Origin of the sequence: Micromonospora sp. KC606, from assembly GCF_004348675.1 — a bacterium.
In the GTDB taxonomy this organism is placed as follows: domain Bacteria; phylum Actinomycetota; class Actinomycetes; order Mycobacteriales; family Micromonosporaceae; genus Micromonospora.
Genome location: NZ_SMKN01000006.1, coordinates 22,003 through 41,581 on the forward strand (window position 1 = coordinate 22,003; position 19,579 = coordinate 41,581).

The 19,579-nt window shown below is 72.2% G+C and carries 13 protein-coding genes; 5 read left to right on the plus strand and 8 right to left on the minus strand.

The window, feature by feature from the left end:
• The first annotated feature begins 6 nt into the window (after positions 1–6).
• The 5 genes from E1193_RS02710 to E1193_RS02730 all read left to right on the plus strand — a co-directional run bounded on the left by E1193_RS02710 (position 7) and on the right by E1193_RS02730 (position 9,509).
• A complete protein-coding gene (locus tag E1193_RS02710) occupies positions 7–906 on the plus strand; it encodes a TIM barrel protein (RefSeq protein WP_132179872.1) in 900 nt (299 codons plus the stop codon).
• Entirely contained in the window at positions 903–1,988 is a 1,086-nt protein-coding gene (locus E1193_RS02715) for a Gfo/Idh/MocA family oxidoreductase (RefSeq protein WP_165945606.1), read from the plus strand. The genes E1193_RS02710 and E1193_RS02715 overlap by 4 nt, the downstream gene beginning before the upstream one ends.
• Positions 1,989–2,053: 65 nt before the next feature.
• A complete protein-coding gene (locus E1193_RS02720; RefSeq protein WP_132179876.1) occupies positions 2,054–3,952 on the plus strand; it encodes a phosphatase PAP2 family protein in 1,899 nt (632 codons plus the stop codon).
• Between the two features lie 26 nt (positions 3,953–3,978).
• A complete protein-coding gene (locus E1193_RS02725; RefSeq protein WP_165945610.1) occupies positions 3,979–5,118 on the plus strand; it encodes a Gfo/Idh/MocA family oxidoreductase in 1,140 nt (379 codons plus the stop codon).
• Between the two features lie 29 nt (positions 5,119–5,147).
• The gene (locus E1193_RS02730) at positions 5,148–9,509 is read left to right on the plus strand and encodes a glycoside hydrolase family 38 C-terminal domain-containing protein (protein WP_132179880.1); all 4,362 of its coding nucleotides are present in this window, start codon (positions 5,148–5,150) and stop codon (positions 9,507–9,509) included.
• Positions 9,510–9,542: 33 nt separating this feature from the next.
• Here E1193_RS02730 and E1193_RS02735 read toward each other — a convergent pair whose 3' ends face one another.
• The 8 genes from E1193_RS02735 to E1193_RS02770 all read right to left on the minus strand — a co-directional run bounded on the left by E1193_RS02735 (position 9,543) and on the right by E1193_RS02770 (position 19,559).
• Positions 9,543–9,995, minus strand: a complete 453-nt coding sequence (locus E1193_RS02735) for a MerR family transcriptional regulator (protein ID WP_132179882.1) — start codon at positions 9,993–9,995, stop codon at positions 9,543–9,545.
• The gene (locus E1193_RS02740) at positions 9,995–11,494 is read right to left on the minus strand and encodes a SulP family inorganic anion transporter (protein WP_132179884.1); all 1,500 of its coding nucleotides are present in this window, start codon (positions 11,492–11,494) and stop codon (positions 9,995–9,997) included. Before E1193_RS02740 ends, E1193_RS02735 begins: the two co-directional genes overlap by 1 nt.
• A 361-nt stretch (positions 11,495–11,855) precedes the next feature.
• Positions 11,856–14,042 carry a glycogen debranching N-terminal domain-containing protein gene (locus E1193_RS02745; RefSeq protein WP_132179886.1) on the minus strand — a complete coding sequence of 729 codons (2,187 nt, stop codon included), beginning with the start codon at positions 14,040–14,042 and terminating at the stop codon, positions 11,856–11,858.
• Positions 14,043–14,046: 4 nt separating this feature from the next.
• Entirely contained in the window at positions 14,047–15,054 is a 1,008-nt protein-coding gene (locus tag E1193_RS02750; RefSeq protein ID WP_132179888.1) for an SDR family oxidoreductase, read from the minus strand.
• Between the two features lie 312 nt (positions 15,055–15,366).
• Positions 15,367–16,203 (minus strand): carbohydrate ABC transporter permease, encoded by an 837-nt coding sequence (locus tag E1193_RS02755; RefSeq protein ID WP_132179890.1) that lies wholly within the window; start codon positions 16,201–16,203, stop codon positions 15,367–15,369.
• A complete protein-coding gene (locus tag E1193_RS02760; protein ID WP_243707243.1) occupies positions 16,200–17,180 on the minus strand; it encodes a sugar ABC transporter permease in 981 nt (326 codons plus the stop codon). The genes E1193_RS02755 and E1193_RS02760 overlap by 4 nt, the downstream gene beginning before the upstream one ends.
• Positions 17,181–17,221: 41 nt before the next feature.
• Positions 17,222–18,454, minus strand: coding sequence for an extracellular solute-binding protein (locus E1193_RS02765; RefSeq protein ID WP_132179892.1), 1,233 nt, complete (start codon positions 18,452–18,454; stop codon positions 17,222–17,224).
• Between the two features lie 13 nt (positions 18,455–18,467).
• Positions 18,468–19,559 (minus strand): substrate-binding domain-containing protein, encoded by a 1,092-nt coding sequence (locus tag E1193_RS02770; protein WP_243707244.1) that lies wholly within the window; start codon positions 19,557–19,559, stop codon positions 18,468–18,470.
• Between the last annotated feature and the right edge of the window lie 20 nt (positions 19,560–19,579).

The following is a 19,579-nucleotide window of genomic DNA, read 5'->3' on the forward strand; positions in this document are numbered from 1 at the left end:
GACGGTATGACGAACTTCGCCGACCGGATCGGCGGCGCGCCCATCTCGTGGGGCGTGTGCGAGGCCCCGGGCTGGGGCGTCGAGCTGCCCGCCGAGCGGGTCCTCGCCGAGATGGCCCAGCTCGGTTTCCGGGCCACCGAACTCGGGCCGACCGGCTACCTCGGCGCCGCGCCCGCCGACGTGCGGGAGACACTGCGGGCCAACGACCTGCTCCTGATCGGTGGATTCCTGCCCGTCCCGATGCACGTGGCGACCGACGCCGACCTCGACGAGGCGGCCGCTGCCATGGACACCCTGGCAGCTGGCGGCTCCGAGGTCGTCGTGCTCGCCGCGCGGTCGACCGACGGCAGCTACGACCGCAAGGTCCGCCTCACCGACGCGGAGTGGGACGCGCTGTTCGCCACGCTCGACCGGTTGCAGGCGATGGCTCGCGAGCGCGGTCTGACCCCGACGCTGCACCCGCACGTGGGCACGGCGGTGGAGGACCGTGCCTCGGTGCTGCGGCTGGTCGAGCGCAGCGACATCCTGCTCTGTCTGGACACCGGGCATCTGCTGATCGGCGGGATGCAGCCCGCGGAGCTGATCGGGCTGGCCGCCGACCGGATCGCCCACGTGCATCTCAAGGACGTGAACGCGCGGGTGGCCGCGGCCGTGGCGGCGGGGGAGACGAGTTATCTCGCGGCCGTCCGCGCCGGTCTCTACACGCCATTGGGGGACGGGGACCTCGACATCGCGGCCATCGTCGGCGACCTCGAGGCGGCCGGGTACGGCGGATGGTACGTGCTGGAGCAGGACGCGGCCCTGTCCGCGCCGCCGGAGGCGGGCGCCGGCCCGGTGCACGACGTGCGGCGCAGCCTGGACTTCCTGGTCGCGGTCGGCGGCGAGCTGCCCGGGGTGGCACGGTGAGCCGGGCCGGTTGGGCCGGGCACTCGCCGGCGGTCGAGGTATCGACGGCGCGGCCGTGGCACACCCGGCCGGTCACGGTCGGGTTGGTCGGCGCCGGTGTCATGGGCGCCGACCACGCCCGGCTGCTCAGCGGCTCGGTCTCCGGCGCACGGGTCGGCGGGGTCTGCGACGTCGACGAGGCACGGGCCCGCCAGGTGGCGGGGGCGACCGGGGCCCGGCTGCTGTCCGACCCGTTCGCGCTGATCGCCGACGACGACATCGACGCCGTGCTGGTCGCCTCGTCGGACCCGACCCACGAGGCGTACGTGCTGGCCGCCATCGCCCTGGGCAAGCCGGTGCTCTGCGAGAAGCCGCTCGCCCCGACGGTGGACGGCTGCCAGCGGATCGTCGACGCCGAGACCGCGTTCGGCAGCCGGCTGGTGACCGTGGGCTTCATGCGGCGCTACGACCCCGGCTACCTGGAGCTGAAGCGGGCGCTGGACGACGGCGAGATCGGCGCGCCACTGGTGCTGCACTGCGTGCACCGCAACCCGACCAACACCCCCGGCCAACCGAGCGCCGCCGTGATCACCAACTCGGCCGTGCACGAGCTGGACGTCAGTCGATGGCTGCTGGGCGAGGAGGTCGTCGAGGCGACGGTGCACACGCCTCGGCGGGCAGCGGCAGCAGGCGGCACGGCCGATCCCCAGTTGCTGGTCCTGCGTACCGCCTCGGGAGTGCTGGTGGACGTCGAGGTCTTCGTCAACGCGGGATACGGCTACGAGGTGCGGTGCGAGCTGGTCGGCGAGGCGGGGACGGTGGAGCTGGACCGGCCCTCGGCGACCGTGCAGCGGCGCGGTGGGGTCATCGCCAGGCCGCTGGCGACGGACTGGCGGCCCCGGTTCGCCGAGGCGTACCGGCGTGAGTTGCAGGACTGGGTGGACGGCGTACGGCTGGCGGCGCCGCCGGCGGTCTCGCCCGCCGCGACGGCCTGGGACGGCTTCGCCGCCACCTACCTTGCGCAGGCCTGCGTCCGGGCGCTCGAAACCGGGGCACCGGCCACGGTCGATCTTCCGGCCCGCCCCAAGCTGTACGAGCCGTAACCGGCGCGCGGAATCCGCACCGGCCCCCACTGTGCGACCCCCGATCCCACTGGAGTGATCAGCTGATGCCCGAGCCCGTCATCGCGCCCCGCCCCCACCCGGTGAGCCGCCGGAGCCTGCTGCGCCACACCGCCGCCCTGTCCGCCGGACTGCTCGGCGGGCCGGCGGTCCTGTCCTGGCTCGCCGATCCCGCGGTGGCCGACGCGGCGAAGGCGTTCGTCGACGACTACCGGAGCAACACCACCGCCAACCTCACCGCCGACACCAACGCCGCCGTGCGCATCCTCTCGGGCGTGCAGCGGCTGTGGCAGACCGGCGCCACCTGGGACACCGGCGTGCCGGTGGCGCCCGAGGTGCTGCGGGCCAACATGCGCTACTGCGCGGCCGTGACCGCCGCCCGCACCGAGGCGCAGGCCGCCCGGGCGTTCATCTGCGACCGCCAGCACCAGAGCTACGCGGTGATCGCCGGTCTCGGTGTGCTCGCCGACGTGTACAGGGCCGGGGCGCTGGCGGTCACCAGCATCACCGAGGCGCCGACCGGCACCCCGGCGACCACGATCAGCGACGCGGTGCCGCCGGACGCGCCGCCCGGCGCCGCGATCGGCGCCGGCTCGCCCACCTCGGCGCTGGGCGCGGTCGTCACGCTGGTGAACACCGTGCGCGGCCCGTTCGCCTCGAGCAACCCCAGCAAGTTCGCCGTGCAGTATCCGCGCCCCTGGCGGATGACCGAGGACAGCGAGGTCATCGACACCGGCGCGGTCGACGACCTCGGCTACCCGGTCTACCGCACCGACGTCACCGTGGCGGCGCAGCTGCTGCGCCAGCGCAGCCGTACCCCGGCCGACGACGGCGGTTTCCCCAGCGGGCACACCAACGCCCTGCACCTTGCCGCGCTCGCGTTCGCCTACGCCGTACCGGAACGCTTCCAGGAGCTCGTCACCTGCGCGTTCGACCTGTCCGACACCCGGATCACCGCCGGGATGCACTCGCCGGTGGACGTCGTGGGCGGGCGGGTCCTGGCCACCGCGCTGGCCGCCGCGGCCCTCAACGACCCGGCCAACGCCGAGCTCAAGGCGACCGCCCGGGAACAGGCCGCCGCGTACCTGCGGGAGCGGACCGGCACCACCGCCGACACCCTCCTCGCGTACGCGCACCGCGCCGACAGCATCGTCGACCCGTACGCCGACCGGGCGGCGAACGAGCGGCTGGTGACCCCGAAGCTGACCTACATCCTGCCCCGGCAGGGCCGCGACGAGCCGCTGACCGTCCCCAAGGGCGCGGAGGTCCTGCTCGAGACCCGCCAGCCCTACCTGTCCGCCGAGCAGCGGCGGGCGGTGCTGCGGACCACCGCGCTGCCGGCCGGCTACGCGCTGCTCGACGGGCCCGAGCAGTGGGGCCGGCTCAACCTGTTCGCCGCGGCCGACGGCTACGGCGCGTTCGAGGACGACGTCGAGGTCACCCTCGACGCGGCGCGGGGCGGTTTCCACGCGGCCGACACCTGGCGCAACGACATCGGCGGCCCGGGCGGGCTCACCCTGCGCGGCACCGGCACCCTCGGCCTGACCGGCAAGAACCGCTTCCGGGGTGGCGTCCGGGTGCTGGGCGGCGCCCTGGCCGCCGGCTCGCCGGGCGCTCTCGGCGCCGGCGACGTCGAGGTCCGCGCGGCAACGCTGCGGCTGGCCCAGGCCACCGTGCTGCACGGCGGCTACCGCCAGCGCGGCGGGGTTCTCGCCGTTGCGGGCTGCCAGGGTGGGCGGGCGGCGCTGACCGTCGCCGGAACGGCCGAGATCGGCCGGGGCAGCACCCTGGAGCTGACCGTGGAGGCCGGCGCGCACCTCGTCCCGGTGCTGCGCGCCCGCCGGGTGGTGGGCCGCTTCGACACCATCACGGTGCGCACCCCCGGATACCGCGCCGAGCCGGTCTACACCCGCAACGCCCTGCTCGTCCGCGTGCGGCGCGGCTGACCCGCGACGGCCTTCGGAAAATGGTGATGACACCCGGACGCGCCGACCAGCCCACCGTCGTGCTGGTCGGCGCGCACGGCTACGGCCGCGGTCACCTGGACCGCCTGGCGCGCCTGCACGCGGCCGGGCGGCTGCGCCTGGTCGGGGTGGCCGACCCGCAGCCGCTGGACGCCGCGCAACGCGCGCTGTGCGGCGCCGCCGTCCACCACCGCGACGCGGCCGCGCTCATCGCCACCGTCGCACCGGATCTGGTCGTGATCGCCACACCGGTACACACCCATGTGGACCTCGCGCTGCTGGCCCTGCGCGCCGGGGCGCACGTCCTGCTGGAGAAACCACCGGCGCCCACCCTCGACGGCTTCGCCCAGCTGCTCGCGGCCCAGCGCGACACCGGCCGGGTCTGCCAGGTCGGTTTCCAGGCGTTCGGCTCCGCCGCCTTCGGCGAACTCGCCCGGCAGATCCGCGCCGGCGTGCTGGGCCAGGTGCGCCACATCGGGGTGACCGGGCTGTGGTGGCGCGCCGACGACTACTGGTCACGGTCGGCGTGGGCCGGCCGGCGGTGGCTGCACGGCCGTCCGGTCAACGACGGCGCCCTGACCAACCCGTTCGCGCACGGCGTCGCCCTGGCGCTGCGGCTGGACGGCTCCGGCGGCGACCAGCCGATCGGCGAGGTCGAACTGGACACCTACCGGACCCGCGCCGTCGAGGCCCACGACACCGCCAGCGCCCGCGTCCGCACCGCCCTCGGCACCCCCGTCACCATGGCCGTCACGCTCTGCGCGGAGCAACCCGTCGAGCCCGTCATCGAGGTGTTCGGCAGCGCCGGCACCGCCGTGCTGCACTACACCGAGGACCGGTTGTGCACCCCGGCCGGCGAGAACACGTACCCCCGGACGGAACTGCTGGAGAACCTGCTCGACCATCTCGCCGACCCGGGCGTCCCGCTGCTGGTCCCGCTGGCGCACACCCTGGGCTTCACCCAGGTCGCCGAGGCGGTCCACCGCGGCCCGGCGCCGGTGCCGGTCGCGCAGGAGTCCCTGGCCGACCTGCCGGCGCTGACCCGCCGGGCGGCGGCGACCGGCCGGCTGTACCGCGAGCTCGGCGTGGGGTGGGCCCGCGCCGAGCCCTTCCGGTGGACCCCGCCGCCGCATCCGCCCACCCGGTGACCGCGATCGGCGACGACGAAGGACAGCACATGCGAATCAGCCAGATCGAGGGCACCGACCTGTTCCTCGGGCCCGAAGACGCGCCACGGCAGGTGGTCCGGGTCACCCTCACCGCCGACAGCCCGAGCCCACCGGCCCGGGTACGCGTCGAGGGGCCCACCGTGCGCACCCCGGAACCGGCCGTCACCCCACCGCTGGCCCCCGGAGAACCGGTGACGGTCGAGGTCGGCGTGCACGTCGCCGCCCCGGCCCCGGAAGGCTCCCGGCACCGGGTCACGGCGGTGGCGGAGACCGCGACCGCGCGGGTCACCGCCGGCGGCGATCTGCGTGCCGCCGCCACCGGCTGGACCGTGTGGATGGTCTCGCACTTCCACTACGACCCGGTCTGGTGGAACACCCAGCGCGGATTCACCGAACTCTGGCAGCAGTTGCCCGACGTGCCGGGTGCCGACCGGCTGCGACCGCCGTTCGTCCGGACCGCCTTCGACCTGGTCCGTGCCCACCTCGACGCCGCCCGCCACGACGACGACTACCGGTTCGTCCTGGCCGAGATCGACTACCTTCAGCCGTACTGGAACGTCTTCGTCGACGACCGCGCGGACCTGCGCCGGATGCTGCGCGACGGCCGCATCGAGCTGGTCGGCGGCATGTACAACGAACCGAACACCAACCTGACGCACCCCGAGTCGACCATCCGCAACACCGTCCACGGCATCGGCTACCAGCGAGACGTGCTGGGTGGCGACCCGCGTAGCGCCTGGATGCTCGACGTGTTCGGCCACGACCCGTCCTTCCCGGGCCTGATGGCCGACGCCGGCCTCACCTCCAGTGTGTGGGCGCGCGGCCCGTTCCACCAGGTCGGGGCCAAGCGGCACACCGGCGACATCACCCGCATGCAGTTCCCCAGCGAGTTCGAGTGGGTGTCGCCCACCGGCCGTGGACTGCTCACCGCCTACCTGGCCAACCACTACGTGGCCGGCTGGGACATGGAACGCAAGGAGACCCTCGACGAGGCGATGGCCGAGGCGTACGCGCAGTACCGCGAACTGCGCAAGGTGGCCGCCACCCGCAACGTGCTGCTCCCGGTCGGCCATGACCACAACATCCCGTCCCGGTGGTGCACCGAGATTCACCGCGCCTGGCCACGGCGCTACCAGTGGCCCCGGTTCCGGATGGGTCTGCCCCGCGACTTCTTCGCCGCCGTCCGCGCCGAACTGGCCGGTGGCCCCCGTCCCGGCGGCCGGCCGGTGTCGTCGCAGACCCGGGACATGAACCCGGTCTACACCGGCAAGGACGTCTCCTACATCGACACCAAGCAGGCGCAACGCGCCGCCGAGACGCTGCTGCTGGACGCCGAACGCCTCGCCACCCTGGCCATGCTGCTCGGCGACCGCTACCCGAGCGAGGCGCTGGACAAGGCCTGGCGGCTGCTCGCCTACGGCGCCCACCACGACGCCGTCACCGGCACCGAGTCCGACCAGGTCTACCTCGATCTGCTGGCCGGCTGGCGGGAGGCGCACGAGCTGGCCGACGCCGCCTGGCGCCGTGCTGCCGCCGCGCTCGCGGACCATGCGGACACCACCGGCGACGGCCGCGCCCTGCTGGTGGTCAACTCGCTGTCCTGGGCCCGGGGCGGGATCACCCGGGTCCGGCTGCGCTATCCCGCACCCGGCCCGTCCGGGGTCGCCGTCCGCGACGACGACGGCACAGCGCTGCCCGCGGTGGCCGAGGGCGTCACCCGCCACGACGACGGCGGCATCGCCGAGATCGATCTGTCGATCCCGGCCCGCGACGTGCCGGCGTTGGGCTACCGGGTGCTCCGCGTGGCCGACGCCGGGACCGCACGACCGGTCACCGGCTGGACGGCCACAGCCGGCTCCCGCTCCATCAACAACGCCGTCTTCGAGGTCGACGCCGACCCGCGCCGAGGCGGTGCCCTCTGTCGGATCCTCGACCGCCGCACCGGACGGGAGCTGCTGCGCCCGGACGGGCTCGGCGGCGAGCTGGTCGTGCAGGACGAGTACCCCGAGCACCCCCACCACGGGGAAGGCCCCTGGCACCTGCTGCCGACCGGGCCGGGTCGCGGCTTCGACGGCGACCCCGCGGAGGTACGGGTCGAGCACAGCGCGGCCGGCAGCCGGCTGGTCAGCGTCTGCGCCTTCGACGACCTGCGGGTGACCCGCGAGGTCGTCCTCTGGCACGACACCGACCGGATCGACTTCCGCACCCACGTCGACGGGTCCATCGGCCGGGACCGGCTGCTCCGTGTCCGCTTCGACCTCGCCCTGCCCGGCGCCCTGCCCGTCGCGGAGGTCGGGTTCGCGGCCATCGGCCGTCCCTTCGGCTTCCCCGAGGCCGACACCGCGCAGCAGCTCTGGACCCTCGACAATCCCGCACACACCTGGGCCGGTCTGTCCTCGACCGCCCGGATCCGGCTGCACGACGCTGACGGCGGCGTCCACCAGCACGCCATCGGTGTCGCCGAACTCGTCGCCGACGACGACCCCGAGCACAGCGGCCCGGTACGTGGGCTGCTCACCGCGCTGGCCCGGCAGGGCGTCACCGCCAGCCGCACCTACCCGGACGGACCGCGTTACGGGGCCCTCGACGCCGACTCGAACCTGCCCGACGTGCGCATCGTGCTCGGGGCGCACACCTCGTTCGCCGAGGCCGTCCTCACCGCGGCCGGCGACGCCTACCGCGCCGTGCTGGCCGCGACCGGGCGGGTGTTCGTCCCGGCTGCCCGCCCCCGCTCGCAGGTCTGGGTGCCTGGCGCGGACCTGCGCGCCCCGCGTGACCTGCCGGTGCTCATCGTCGCCGCCGCCGATCTCGGCCGGGCCGTCGGCTCCCTCGCCGAGGATCTCGACGACGCGACGATCGAGGTGCGTCAACCGGCCCAACTGGCCGGCGTCGACGATCCGCTCACCGACTACTCCGTGGCGCTGGTCAATCACGGCACGCCCAGCTATGTGGCCCGCCACGACGGCACGCTCTACCTGTCGCTGATGCGGGCCTGCACCGGCTGGCCGAGCGGAGTCTGGATCGACGGACCCCGTCGGGGGACACCCGACGACGCCGGGTTCGCCCTGCAACACTGGAGCCACACCTTCCGGTACAGCCTCCTCGCCGGCCCTGGTGACTGGCGGCGGGCCGGCTTCGTGCGCGCCGCGCAGGAGCTGAACCACCGGCTGCGGGCCGAGAGCGTGCCGGCGACACCCGGCCCGCTGCCCCGGGTGGCAAGCCTGGGGTCGGTCGAGCCCGGCACCGTCATCCTCTCCGCGCTCAAGCCACGCGGCAACCCGGTCGCCGCCGGCCAGCCCGGCGCCGTCGACCCCGCCAACGGAGTCACCCTGCGCGTCTACGAGTCGTCCGGAACTGCGGTGCCGGCCCGGATCCGGCTGCACGGCGGGCTGTGCGCCCCGGCCGTCACCGACGTGGTCGAACAGGGCCCGGCGGTGTCGGCGGAGCAGCCGCCGGTCGCCACCGACGGCGACGACCTGACCGTCGACCTGGACGCCACCGACGTGGTCACCCTGGCGGCGCTGCCGGCGCGTTCCCTGTCGGCCCGTCGGGACCTGGCCGCGCACGGCCAACCGGTCACCGAGGTGGTCCAGCCCGTGTTCACCCGCTACTGGTTGCACAACAAGGGGCCCGCGCCGGTGGGCAATCTTCCCGTCAGCGTGCACGTGCACCCCACAACGGCCCTGCTGCCGGGCCCCGGGGCGACGGCCGCGCTCCGGGTCACCGTGGGCTCCGCGACTGTCGCCGCGGCCGGGTCGGTCGACCTCGACGTCCCCGCGGGCCTTGCGGTCACCCCGGCCGGTCCGCACCGGTACGCCCTGGAAGCCGGGGAGTTCCAGCACGTCGATCTTCGTGTCACCGCGCCCGGAGCCGCGCCCGGACGGCACTTTCTGGCCGCGCAGATCCGTGACGGGCTGGGTCAGGTCCTCGAGGATGTCCTGACCGTCACGGTGGGCGCTGAGTCCGAGAACCCTGCCCCGGCGGGGGAGCCGTCAGCCGACATCGACGCGGTGCTCGAACCGGCCGAGGTGGCGGTGGCGCCCGGGGCCGGTGCGCGCCTCACCCTGCGGTTGCGCAACGGCGCCGCCGGTGCGGTCCGTGGCGAAGCCCAGCTGCTCAGCCCGTACGGCACCTGGGGCGGACCCGACGACGAGCTGTCGACGGTCCCGTGGACCCAGGGGTTCGTGCTGCCCCCGGGAGGCACCGGCACGCTCGACTTCACGGTGAGCGCACCGGCCGGCGCCCGGCCCGGGGGAACGTGGTGGGCCCTGGCCAGGATCACCAGCTTCGGGCAGGTCTGGTACACCCCGACCGTGTCGGTGACCGTAGTCCCGCCGGCCGCACCACCCGACCCCGCCGGCAAGCCCTGAGCTGACTCCTGCGGCACGCCCGGGGCCATCCGGTCAGGCCGGGTCGTCCCGGGTGTGCTGGTGGAGGTGGTGCCGCAGGGTGTCGGCGAAGCCCTCGGCGGTGGCGAGCTGTTCGCGTAGCGCGTCCACCCGGGCGGTGGCGTCGGTGTGGAACATGCCGAGCCGGTCGCGCAGGGCGGCCCGTTCGCCGTCGCCGGCGGTGGGTAGGGCGTCGAGGACGCCGAGCAGGTCGCGCATCTCGTCGAGGGTGAACCCGAGGGGTTTCATCCGTTTGACGACGGCGAGCCGGTCGAGGTCGGGTTCGGTGTAGAGGCGGAATCCGCCGTCGCTGCGCGCGGACGGGACGATCAGGCCGGCGTCCTCGTAGTGGCGGATGGTGCGGATGCTCAGGCCGACCCGGTCGGCGGCCTCGCCGATCTGCATGAGTCGCCCGACGGCCGGTCCGCTGGTGTGCTGCGGCCCGGCGCCACGCACGGCGTCTGACATCAGTGGCCGCCGCTGAGGGTGCCGGCGAGGGTGCCGTGGATGGCGGCGCTGGGCTTGTTCAACTCGACGATCTCGACGGTCTTGCCGCGCGCGGCGTACTTGGTGGTGATCGCGTCGAGTGCGGCGACGGACGAGGCGTCCCAGACGTGGGCGTGGGACATGTCGATGATCACGTGCTGCGGGTCGTTCGCGTAGTCGAACTGGTGGACGAGGTCGTTGCTGGAGGCGAAGAACAGTTCGCCGTGCACGGAGTAGATGCGGGTGCCGCCGTCGGGGTCCAGCACGCTGGTGACCTCCACCAGGTGCGCGACCCGGCGGGCGAAGATCACCATGGCGGTGAGCACGCCGGCGATGACGCCGATGGCGAGGTTGTGGGTGGCGAGCACGGCGCCGACGGTGGTGACCATGACGAGGGTCTCGCCCAGTGGCATCCGCCTGAGGGTGGCGGGGGCGACGGAGTGCCAATCGAACGTCGACACCGCAACGATGATCATCACGGCGACCAGGGCGGCCATCGGGATCGTGGCGACCACGTCACCGAGACTGACGACCAGGATCAGCAGGAACACGCCGGACAGGAAGGTCGACAGGCGGGTCCGGGCGCCGGATGCCTTCACGTTGATCATCGTCTGGCCGATCATGGCGCAGCCGCCCATGCCGCCGAAGAAACCGGTGACGATGTTGGCCACGCCCTGGCCCCAGGACTCGCGGGTCTTGCTGGAGTGGGTGTCGGTGATGTCGTCGACGAGCTTGGCGGTCATCAGTGATTCCATCAGCCCGACCAGCGCGATGCCGAGGGCGTAGGGGGCGATGAGGATGAGGGTGTCCGTGGTCCAGGGGATCTGGGGCAGGCCGAGGGTCGGCAGGCTGTCGGGCAGTTTCCCCTGGTCGCCGACGGTGGGCACGGTCACGCTGGCGGCGACGGTGATGACGGTCAGCACGACGATCGCCACCAGGGGAGCCGGCACGACGTTGGTGAGCCGGGGGAGTCCGACCATGATCGCCAGGGCCAGGGCGGCGAGCGGGTAGACCAGCCACGGCACGCCGAGCAGGTGGGGGACCTGCGCGGCGAAGATCAGGATGGCCAGGGCGTTGACGAAGCCGACCATCACGCTGCGCGGGATGAACCGCATCAGCTTCGCCACCCCGAGCACCGCGAGGAGCACCTGGATGACCCCGCCGAGGATCACCGCCGCGACGAGGTAGTCCAGCCCGTGCTCCTTGGCCAGCGGCGCGACGACCAAAGCGATCGCGCCGGTCGCGGCGGAGATCATCGCCGGTCGGCCTCCGCAGATCGCGATCACCACGGCCATGGTGAACGAGGCGAACAGCCCGACGCGGGGGTCCACCCCGGCCAGGATCGAGAAGCTGATCGCCTCGGGAATCAGGGCCAGGGCGACGACCAGACCGGCGAGCACCTCGGTGCGGAACACCTTCGGCGACAGCCAGGACGGGCGGGACAGACGCGGCCGAGTGACCGCGGACAGCACAGAAGACATACAGCCGTTTCCGCTCAGGGCGTGCGCGCCGGGCGCACACACGAAGCCGTGTGCCCGCTCGGGGACACGGCACCATTGGACGTGCAGATCAAGACCGGCCGGAGGGCTCCGAACCGCTCTTTCGGGCGCCATCGCCCGGGCGAAGACCACGAGGGCCGTAGCCGCACCTCGACGACCTGCGCCCAACCTACCCTCCGGTGAGGGTAGGGTTCGTCCATCGTGATGATCATCACCGGTGTGGGTCGGAGTGTGGCAGGTGCCCGTCAGGGTGCGGGTCGCGGCATCGGCCCAAGACGCCGGTACCGGCGACGAGCTGCTGGCGCGAGGGCCCGGTCACCGGGGCGGGCACCGGTCCGGCTGGTCACCGGGTCAGCAGCCGCTCCATACCCTGGGCGACGCGGGCGCGGGGGTCGCGCAGGGACGGGGTCTGCCGCACGAACAGGTGGCCCCGCCGTACCCGGTGGCGCCAGTGGGTGCGGTCCCGCTGCCGCCAGACGTGCAGGTCGACCACGGCGTCGCCCACGCGAAGCCCCCGCAGGCGCAGGTCGGGCAGCCAGTCGGGCAGGTGGGGGTCGAGCAGCAGCAGGTGGGCGGGGGCGAACGGGCGCAGGCTGAGCATCGCCTGGATCATCAGGACCACCGCGCTGGCCGACCAGGACTGCGGGGCGTTGGCCTGCGGGTAGACGCCCGGGTGTGGATGCTCGGCGTCGCGGGCCAGCCCACCGACGGCCTCCGGCACGCGGTGGGCGGTGAACAACTCGGCGAGGTCGAAGAAACCACGGGCGAGGTCGTGCAGTTGCGGCCAGCAGCCGTAACGGCTGAAGCCGGCGGCGATGCTCGCCTGTTCGACGGCCCAGACGCTGCCGAGGTGGTAGCTGAACGGGTGGTAGGCCGGGTTGTCGGTGCTCAGGGTGCGGATGCCCCAGCCGGAGAACATGTCGGGTCGCATGAGCCGCCGCGCCACCCGCTGCCCCTGCTCCGAGGTGGCGACGGCGGTGAGCAGCAGGTGCCCGGCATTGCTCGACACGACCCGCAGCAGCTGGCCGTCCGGGCCCAGCCCGAGGGCGTACACGTCGAGGTCGTCGAGCCACAAACGCTGGTTGACCCGCTGACGCAGGCGGGCGGCCTGGGCCAGCAGCCGGCGGGCCTGGACGCGGTCGCCGGCGGCGACGAGGACGGAGATGATGTTGCGCAGCGCGGCGTACCAGTAGCCCTGCAGCTCGCAGGTGACGATCGGGTCCTTCTGTTGGCGACCGTCGGCGTCGACGATGGCGTCGGGGGCGTCCTTCCAGCCCTGGTGGCGCACCCCCCGTGGTGAGCGTTGCCGGTATTCGAGCAGCCCGTCGCGGTCGAGGTCGCCGTAACGGTCCAGCCAGGTCAGGGCACGTCGGGCCGCGGGGAGCAGCTCCAGCGCCGTGGCGGTGTCACCGGTCCACGCGTGGTACTGCCCCAGCATCGCCACGTAGTCCACCGGCGTGGCGTAGTCGCCGTAGTACCGGTCGAACGGGTTCTCGCCGAGCGCGGAGGAGGGCGGGTCACCGGCTTGGTGGATCATGGCGCCGGGTTCCTCGTCGCGCCAGTCGTCGATCCGGGTGCCCTGGAGTACGGCGTTGGCCCGTAGCGCGTCGCGCAGCGGGCCGCGCAGGGCGAGCAGGGCCTGCCATCCGGTGGTCAACGTGTCGCGGCCGAAGAACTGGTCGTACAACGGGACGCCGGCGATCAGCGCCGACGGTCCGCCTGGCTGGCCGAGGGGCAGGCTGGCCAGATCCTCGATCGCGGTGTCCCAGGTCCGCTGCACACCGGGGTCGCTGACGCGCACCTCGGGTGGTTCCTCGCCGAGGCGTTCGGCGACGACGTCGGCCAGCGGGCCCATGGTGAACCGCCCGGGGCCGGGAGCGCACTCGTGGCCGTCCAGGATCGCGGCCACGGTGATCTCGACCCGGCGGCGACCGCGTCCGGGCACCGACAGCGACACCCGCAGGGCGTCGCCGTCCCAGTCGCAGACCGCCTCGGTCTCCACCCGCACCCGCACGGCTCGCCCCAGGTGGGGATGGTCGAGGCGCAGCCGCACCTGCCGACGCCGTGGCTGCCATTCGACGACGGTACGGCCGAGGCGTTGCGGGCTGCCGGCGTCGGCTTCGGCGGTGCCGGTGAAGTCCGCCGCGAGGTGTAGTCCGAGGGTCAGCGGCCGGTCGGCGTGGGTGTGGTTGACGAGGTCGGCGCGCAGCCGCAGGCCGCCGTCGAGGAACGCCGCGAGTTCGAGGTGCACGCCGCTGGCCTCGCGGTAGACCTCGGTCCCGTGCCGGGCCTCGGCCTCGGCGTCGGGCGCTTCGGCGTAGGCCAGCAGGGCGTCGTGGCCGACCTCGCTGACCGCGAACGGCAGCACGGGGTGCCCGTCGACGCTCCAGGTGAGCCGGGACAGCAGCCGGCTGTTGTGGACGTACAGGCCCTCGGCGCCCTCACCGGTCACCAGCCCGAGCGGGTTGGTGACCAGCATCGTTGTTTCGCGGTAGACGAACCGCTGGTGGGGGCGGGTGCGTAGCGCCACGGTGTCACCGCCCTCGACGCCGCAGGGCGGCCACGGCGAGCAGCGCGGCACCGGCCGCCAGGGCACGCAGACGGTGGGGGTGGTGTTCGAGGAGGGTCGTGTAGAGGCTGGTGGACTTGGCGCGCTGCCCGAACGCGCCGTCGGTGCTGCCGGGGCCGACACTCGCGGTGAACAGGTTGTCGGCACCGTCGTCGGGGCGGTCGGAGTGCTGTTTGTCCACGATCCTGCCGGCGGTGAGCAGGATGGTGCCGGCCAGGCGGGGTGCGGCCCGGTGCACCAGCTCGAGCAGTTTCGCGCCGCCGCCGACCACCACCCGAGGCTGCGGGTGGGCGATGGCGTGCAGCACCGCCTCGGCGACCACCCGAGGTTGATAGACCGGCGGTATCGGTTGTGGCAGCACCCCGAGTCTCGACCGGGCGTGCTGGAACAGTGGGGTGTTGATCGACGACGGCAGCAGCGTGCTGACGGTGATCGGGCTGCCGTCGTGGCGCAGCTCCAGGCGCAGCGACTCGGCGAAGCCGAGGACGCCGTGCTTGGCGGCCACGTACGCCGCCTGGAGCGGCACCGCCTGCACCGACAGGGCGCTGGCCACGTTGACGATGCCGCCCTCGCCCTGGGCACGCATCTGGTCGAGGGCGGCTCTCATCCCGTACACCTGCCCGAGCAGGGTCACCTGGATGGCCCGGGTGATCTCCTCGGGCGCCAGCTGGTGGACCCGGCCGTAGAGGGAGGTGGCCGCACAGTTGACCCAGGTGTCGATCCGCCCGAACCGACCGACGGCCGTGGTGGCGAGGCGGCGCACCTGCTCCCACTCGGCGACGTCGGTCGGGCACACCAGGGCGGTGCCACCGAGGCGTGTCACCTCGTCGTGCAGTGTGTGCAGCGCCGGGGCGTTCCGGGCGGCCAGCACCACCGTGGCGTGCTGCTCGGCCAGCAGCAGCGCGGTCTCCCGCCCGACCCCGGACGACGCGCCGGTGACGACCACGACCTGCTCGGACAGTGAGCGGGGCACAAGGCGCTCCCTTCCTGGGCCGGCACAGGTGCCGAATGCCTGTGCGATGGGTGCTGCCACCGGTCTCAGGTCGTCCGGTTCCTCCTCGTGGGGCCGGCTGTCCGCCGGGTGACTTCCCCGCTGCCGGTCGGGCACACCAGCGAGCCGGACGATCTGGGTGACAATCAGCCGGGGGAGGGGGAACCGGTGCCGGTGAGGCGCGGCCGGGCCGGATTCATCCACGGTCGCGGCAGATCTCGGTCTCCGGCGCGGCGGAAGCCACGAAATGCCGCAAGCCGCCTTGTTCTTCCCCGGCACCGCCTGCGCACCGCTCTAGCCTTTGTCGGCTCCCTCCGTCGCGCCTCGGACGAAGTAGCGTTGGAACACCACGAAGATGATCGCTACGGGGATCGTGGCGAGCAGCGCCGCGCCGAGCTTGAGCGGATACTGCGTGCCGGACCCGAGCGAGCCGCTGACCAGGTCGGCGAGACCGCGCGGGAGCGTGAAGAGGTTCGGGTTCTGCACGGCGACGAGGGTGTGTGTGAACTCGTTCCAGGAGCCCTGGAACGACAGGATCGTGAGCGTGATCAGGGCCGGTCGGGCCATCGGCAGCACGACCGACCAGTACCTGCGGAAAACGCCGGCCCCGTCGATTCGCGCCGCCTCCTCGATGCTGACGGGCACCGATTCGAAGAACTGCTTCATGATGAACACGCCGGCCGCGTCCGCGATGAGCGGTAGGATCAGCGCGGTGTAGCTGTCATAGATGCCGAGTTGGTTGAGCACCAGGAATTTCGGGATGAGCAGCACCACGCCGGGCACGGCCAGCAGGGCGATGATGCTGGCGAAGATGGCCTGCCGGCCGGGGAAGCGCAGGCGGGCCAGTGCGTAGCCGGCCATCGAGTCGAGGAGCACCCGCCCTGCGGTGATCACCACGGCTACCAGGACGGAGTTGCCCAGCCAGATCGGGAAGCTGGTGCCCTCGAAGATCCGCTCGAACCCGTCCAGCGAGACGGAATCGGGTATCGGTGAGAGCGGACTGGCCGCCGCGTCGGACTCGGTCTTGAACGAGTTGCCGATCTGGATCACGAAGGGATACAGGAAGACCAGCGCGAAAAAGACCAGGATCGCGTACCCGACGAAGGTGTTCACCAGCGCGCGAGGTCTCATGAGGGCCTCCTTTCCCGCAGGATCCAGCGCTGGAACAGCGTCATCGCCACGATGATCAAAAACAGGACGAACGAGATCGCGGCGCCGGAGCCGTACTCGAACTCCCGGAAAGCCGTGCGGTATGACAGGAAGGCCGGCGTCAGCGTGGTCTTGGCCGGGTTGCCCTGGCTCATCACGTAGATCTGGTCGAAGACCTGCCAGGTGCCGATCAGCCCGAGCGTGAGGACGAGGAAGAAGGTCGGACGCAGCTGGGGCAGCGTGACGTAGCGCAGGTGCTGCCACCGGTTCGCGCCGTCGATCAGGCTCGCTTCGTCCAGTTGCTTCGGCAGGTTCTGCAGGGCGGCGAGGAACATCAGCATGAAGGTCCCCGACGTGGTCCAGATGACCAGCGCGATGATGGCGCACATGGCCACGCTCGGCCCGGACAGCCAATCCCACCAGGTCAGCCCGAACGGGCCTACGCTGTCGTGGGCGGCTGGCGCGGTGTCCACGCCGACCGCGCCGAGCAGCACGTGCACCACGCCGCGGGAGTCGGCGAACCATTGCGGACCATCGATGCCGAAGGCGCCGAGCAGGCTGTTGACGGCACCGGAGTTGGCGAACATGAAGAGGAAGACCACGCTGATCGCCACCGAGCTGGTGACCGAGGGGAAATAGAACGCGGTCCGGAAGAACACCTTCCCCTTGAGCATCCGCTTGTCGATCACGAGCGCGAGGGCGAGCGCGAGCGCGGTCTGCGCCGGTACGACGAGCAGGACGAAGTACAGGTTGTTGCGGATGCTCGTCATGAAGTCCTGGCGGGCCAGCCCGTCCTCCGTGAAGAGCCGGGTGTAGTTGTCCGTCCCGACGAACGGGACGTCGCCGGTGAACGGGCTGCCCTGGCCGTTCCAGCCGGTCAGGCTGACCCACAGGGCCATCAGGATCGGTAGCAGCAGGAACACCCCGAGGATCAGCACGACCGGGGCGACGAAGAGCAAGCCGGCTCGTCCTTCGCCGCCCCTGACGGCACTGCGACTGCTCACTGGCCGAGGACCGACTCGGTGTTCTTCTGCACCCGCGCCAGCAGCGCCTTGGGGTCGCCGTTGGCGAGGCCCTGCAGGCCGGTGTCGAAGTCGCCCAGGACGCTGTCCATCTTGGGTGCGTTGACTGGGCCGTGGGCGTACGCGGCTCCGTCGATGAACGGCTTGTCGGCGGGGAACAGTTGGATGTACTGGGCGCTGGCGGACTGCCGGGACGGCATGACGCCGAACGCCTTGGCGGCCGTCATCTGCTGGTCCACGGTGGTCATGGCCTCGACGAACTTGATCGCCTGGTCCTTGTACCTGCTCTTGGCCGAGATGCCCCAGCATTGCGTGAACGACAGCGTGCCCTGTGCCTTGGGACCGGCGGGCAGCGGGTGCACCGTGTACTTGATGTTCGGGTAGTCGGCCTGCAACGCTCCCTTGATCCAGTTGCCCTCGATGGTCATCGCCGTCTTGCCCTTGCCGAACGCCTCGCCGGACCAACCCGCGTCGAGCTGCTTGGGGTACTGGGCCAGCCCCTGCTTGAGCAGGCTCTGGACGTACTGCAGCGCCTGGAGGTTCTCCGGGGTGTCGGCGGTGGCCTGCTTGCCGTCCGGGCTGATGATCCAGCCACCGGCCTGCACCATGAACGCGCCGATCCGGTCGCGGGTGTCACCGAGCGCGAGCGGCACGATGCCTGCCGACTTGATCTTCTGGGAGACTGCGGTGAGCTGGTCCCAGGTGGTCGGCACGTCGCCGTCGCTCAGGCCCGCCTTGGTCCACAGGTCGGTGTTGATCTGCAGGGCGAGGGTGGAGAAGTCCTTGGGCGCGCAGTAGAACTTCCCGTCGTAGGTGAACGGGGTGCGCAGGCTCTGGTAGAAGTCGTCCGGGTTGCTGAGCTTGTCGCCGTACGGCTCCAGTGCCCCGACCTTGGCGTAGTCGGCGAACCGGAAGGCGTCGACGTAGAACACGTCGGGTGCGCTGTCGCCGGCGAACGCCTGGCCGAGCTGCTGAGCGATGTCCTGCGCCGGTGTCACGGTCGCGGTGTTGCCGGAGGAACTGGCCCAGTCCGCGGCGGCGTCCTGCACGGCCTTGGTCTCGGCCTGCCCGGACGAGGCGATGAGGATCTGCAGGGAGGCGGGCCCGGTCTGCTGACCCGCGTCCGCGGAGTCGTCGAAGCCGCCGCCGCAGGCCGTGGAAGCAAGCAGCGCACCGGCCGCCACGGCGGCGAGGGCTGTTCTACGTATCATTTTCGGTCTCTCCTTATGCTGATTCGCGGATTACGAGGGTGGGTTGGAGGAGTACGGGCTCCGGCGTGATGCCCCCGTCGAGCACGCCGGTGAGAAGGTCCATGCACCGGGCCGCGGCCTCGGTGAGCGGCTGCGCGACGCTGGTGAGGCCCAGTACGCCTGCAACGGGGGTGTCGTCGAAGCCGATGACGGCGACGCCGGTCCCGCGTGTGGCGGCGAACGCTCCCGCGGCCAGCGAGTCACTGGCGCACACGAGCGCGGTGGGCGCATCCGGTATCGAGAGGAGGTCGCGGGCGGCGGCCTCGCCCTCGGCTACGTCGTCTGCGGTGAAACGCGATAAATCGGCGAATTCCGGCCCGACGGTGCTGGCCCAGCCGGCACGGCGGTCATCGCCCACCGCGTTGCCGGGCGGCCACCCGAGGAATCCGATCCGCTCGTGGCCGATGTCCAGCAGCCGCCGCGTGGCTGCCGCGGTGCCGGCGGCGCCGTCCACATCCACCCACGGATGGCTCTCAGGTGCGCCCCACGGCCGGCCGAACGTCACGAACGGCACGCCCCGCTCGGCCAGCCATGACGTGCGAATGTCGCCGTGGTGCGTGTCGGTCAGCACGAAGGCGTCCAGGTCGTACGCCGCGAGCAGGTCGGCGTAGGTGGCGACCTCGGCGTCGTCGTCGGCCGCCGCGTAGAGCATCACGCGGTAGCCGACCGAGGCGGCCGCGACGGTCAACCCGTGCAGGAAACGGTCGAGCACCAGGCTGTTGATGCCGTCGCGGGTGGGCTCGATTCGCACGGCCAACGTCTGCGACCGGCCGGTGCGCACCTGACGCGCCGCCTGGTTGGCCCGGTAGCCGAGCTCCTCGATCGCCCGGCGTACCCGCTCCCTGGTTTCTTCGCGGACCAGATGAGGGGTGTTCAGGACGTTCGAGACGGTCTGCCGGGACACCTGCGCACGGCGGGCCACCGTAATGATCGTCACGTTGTCAGCCATTACAACTTTTACTACCTTCCGAGGTCTTGAACGTTCAAAGTCGCTCGTGCGATGATTGGATCGTTCAAGTTGTGTGATTGTTTCGACACTGTGCCCCCCTCCGGCGCCGACTGTCAAGAGGTGACTTTCTTCACCGA

Coding starts and splice junctions, on each gene's coding strand:
- E1193_RS02710 (WP_132179872.1), top strand. CDS start 7: ATGACGAACTTCGCCGACCGGATCGGCGGCGCGCCCATCTCGTGGGGC.
- E1193_RS02720 (WP_132179876.1), top strand. CDS start 2,054: ATGCCCGAGCCCGTCATCGCGCCCCGCCCCCACCCGGTGAGCCGCCGG.
- E1193_RS02725 (WP_165945610.1), top strand. CDS start 3,979: ATGACACCCGGACGCGCCGACCAGCCCACCGTCGTGCTGGTCGGCGCG.
- E1193_RS02730 (WP_132179880.1), top strand. CDS start 5,148: ATGCGAATCAGCCAGATCGAGGGCACCGACCTGTTCCTCGGGCCCGAA.
- E1193_RS02735 (WP_132179882.1), bottom strand. CDS start 9,995: ATGTCAGACGCCGTGCGTGGCGCCGGGCCGCAGCACACCAGCGGACCG.
- E1193_RS02740 (WP_132179884.1), bottom strand. CDS start 11,494: ATGTCTTCTGTGCTGTCCGCGGTCACTCGGCCGCGTCTGTCCCGCCCG.
- E1193_RS02755 (WP_132179890.1), bottom strand. CDS start 16,203: ATGAGACCTCGCGCGCTGGTGAACACCTTCGTCGGGTACGCGATCCTG.
- E1193_RS02765 (WP_132179892.1), bottom strand. CDS start 18,454: ATGATACGTAGAACAGCCCTCGCCGCCGTGGCGGCCGGTGCGCTGCTT.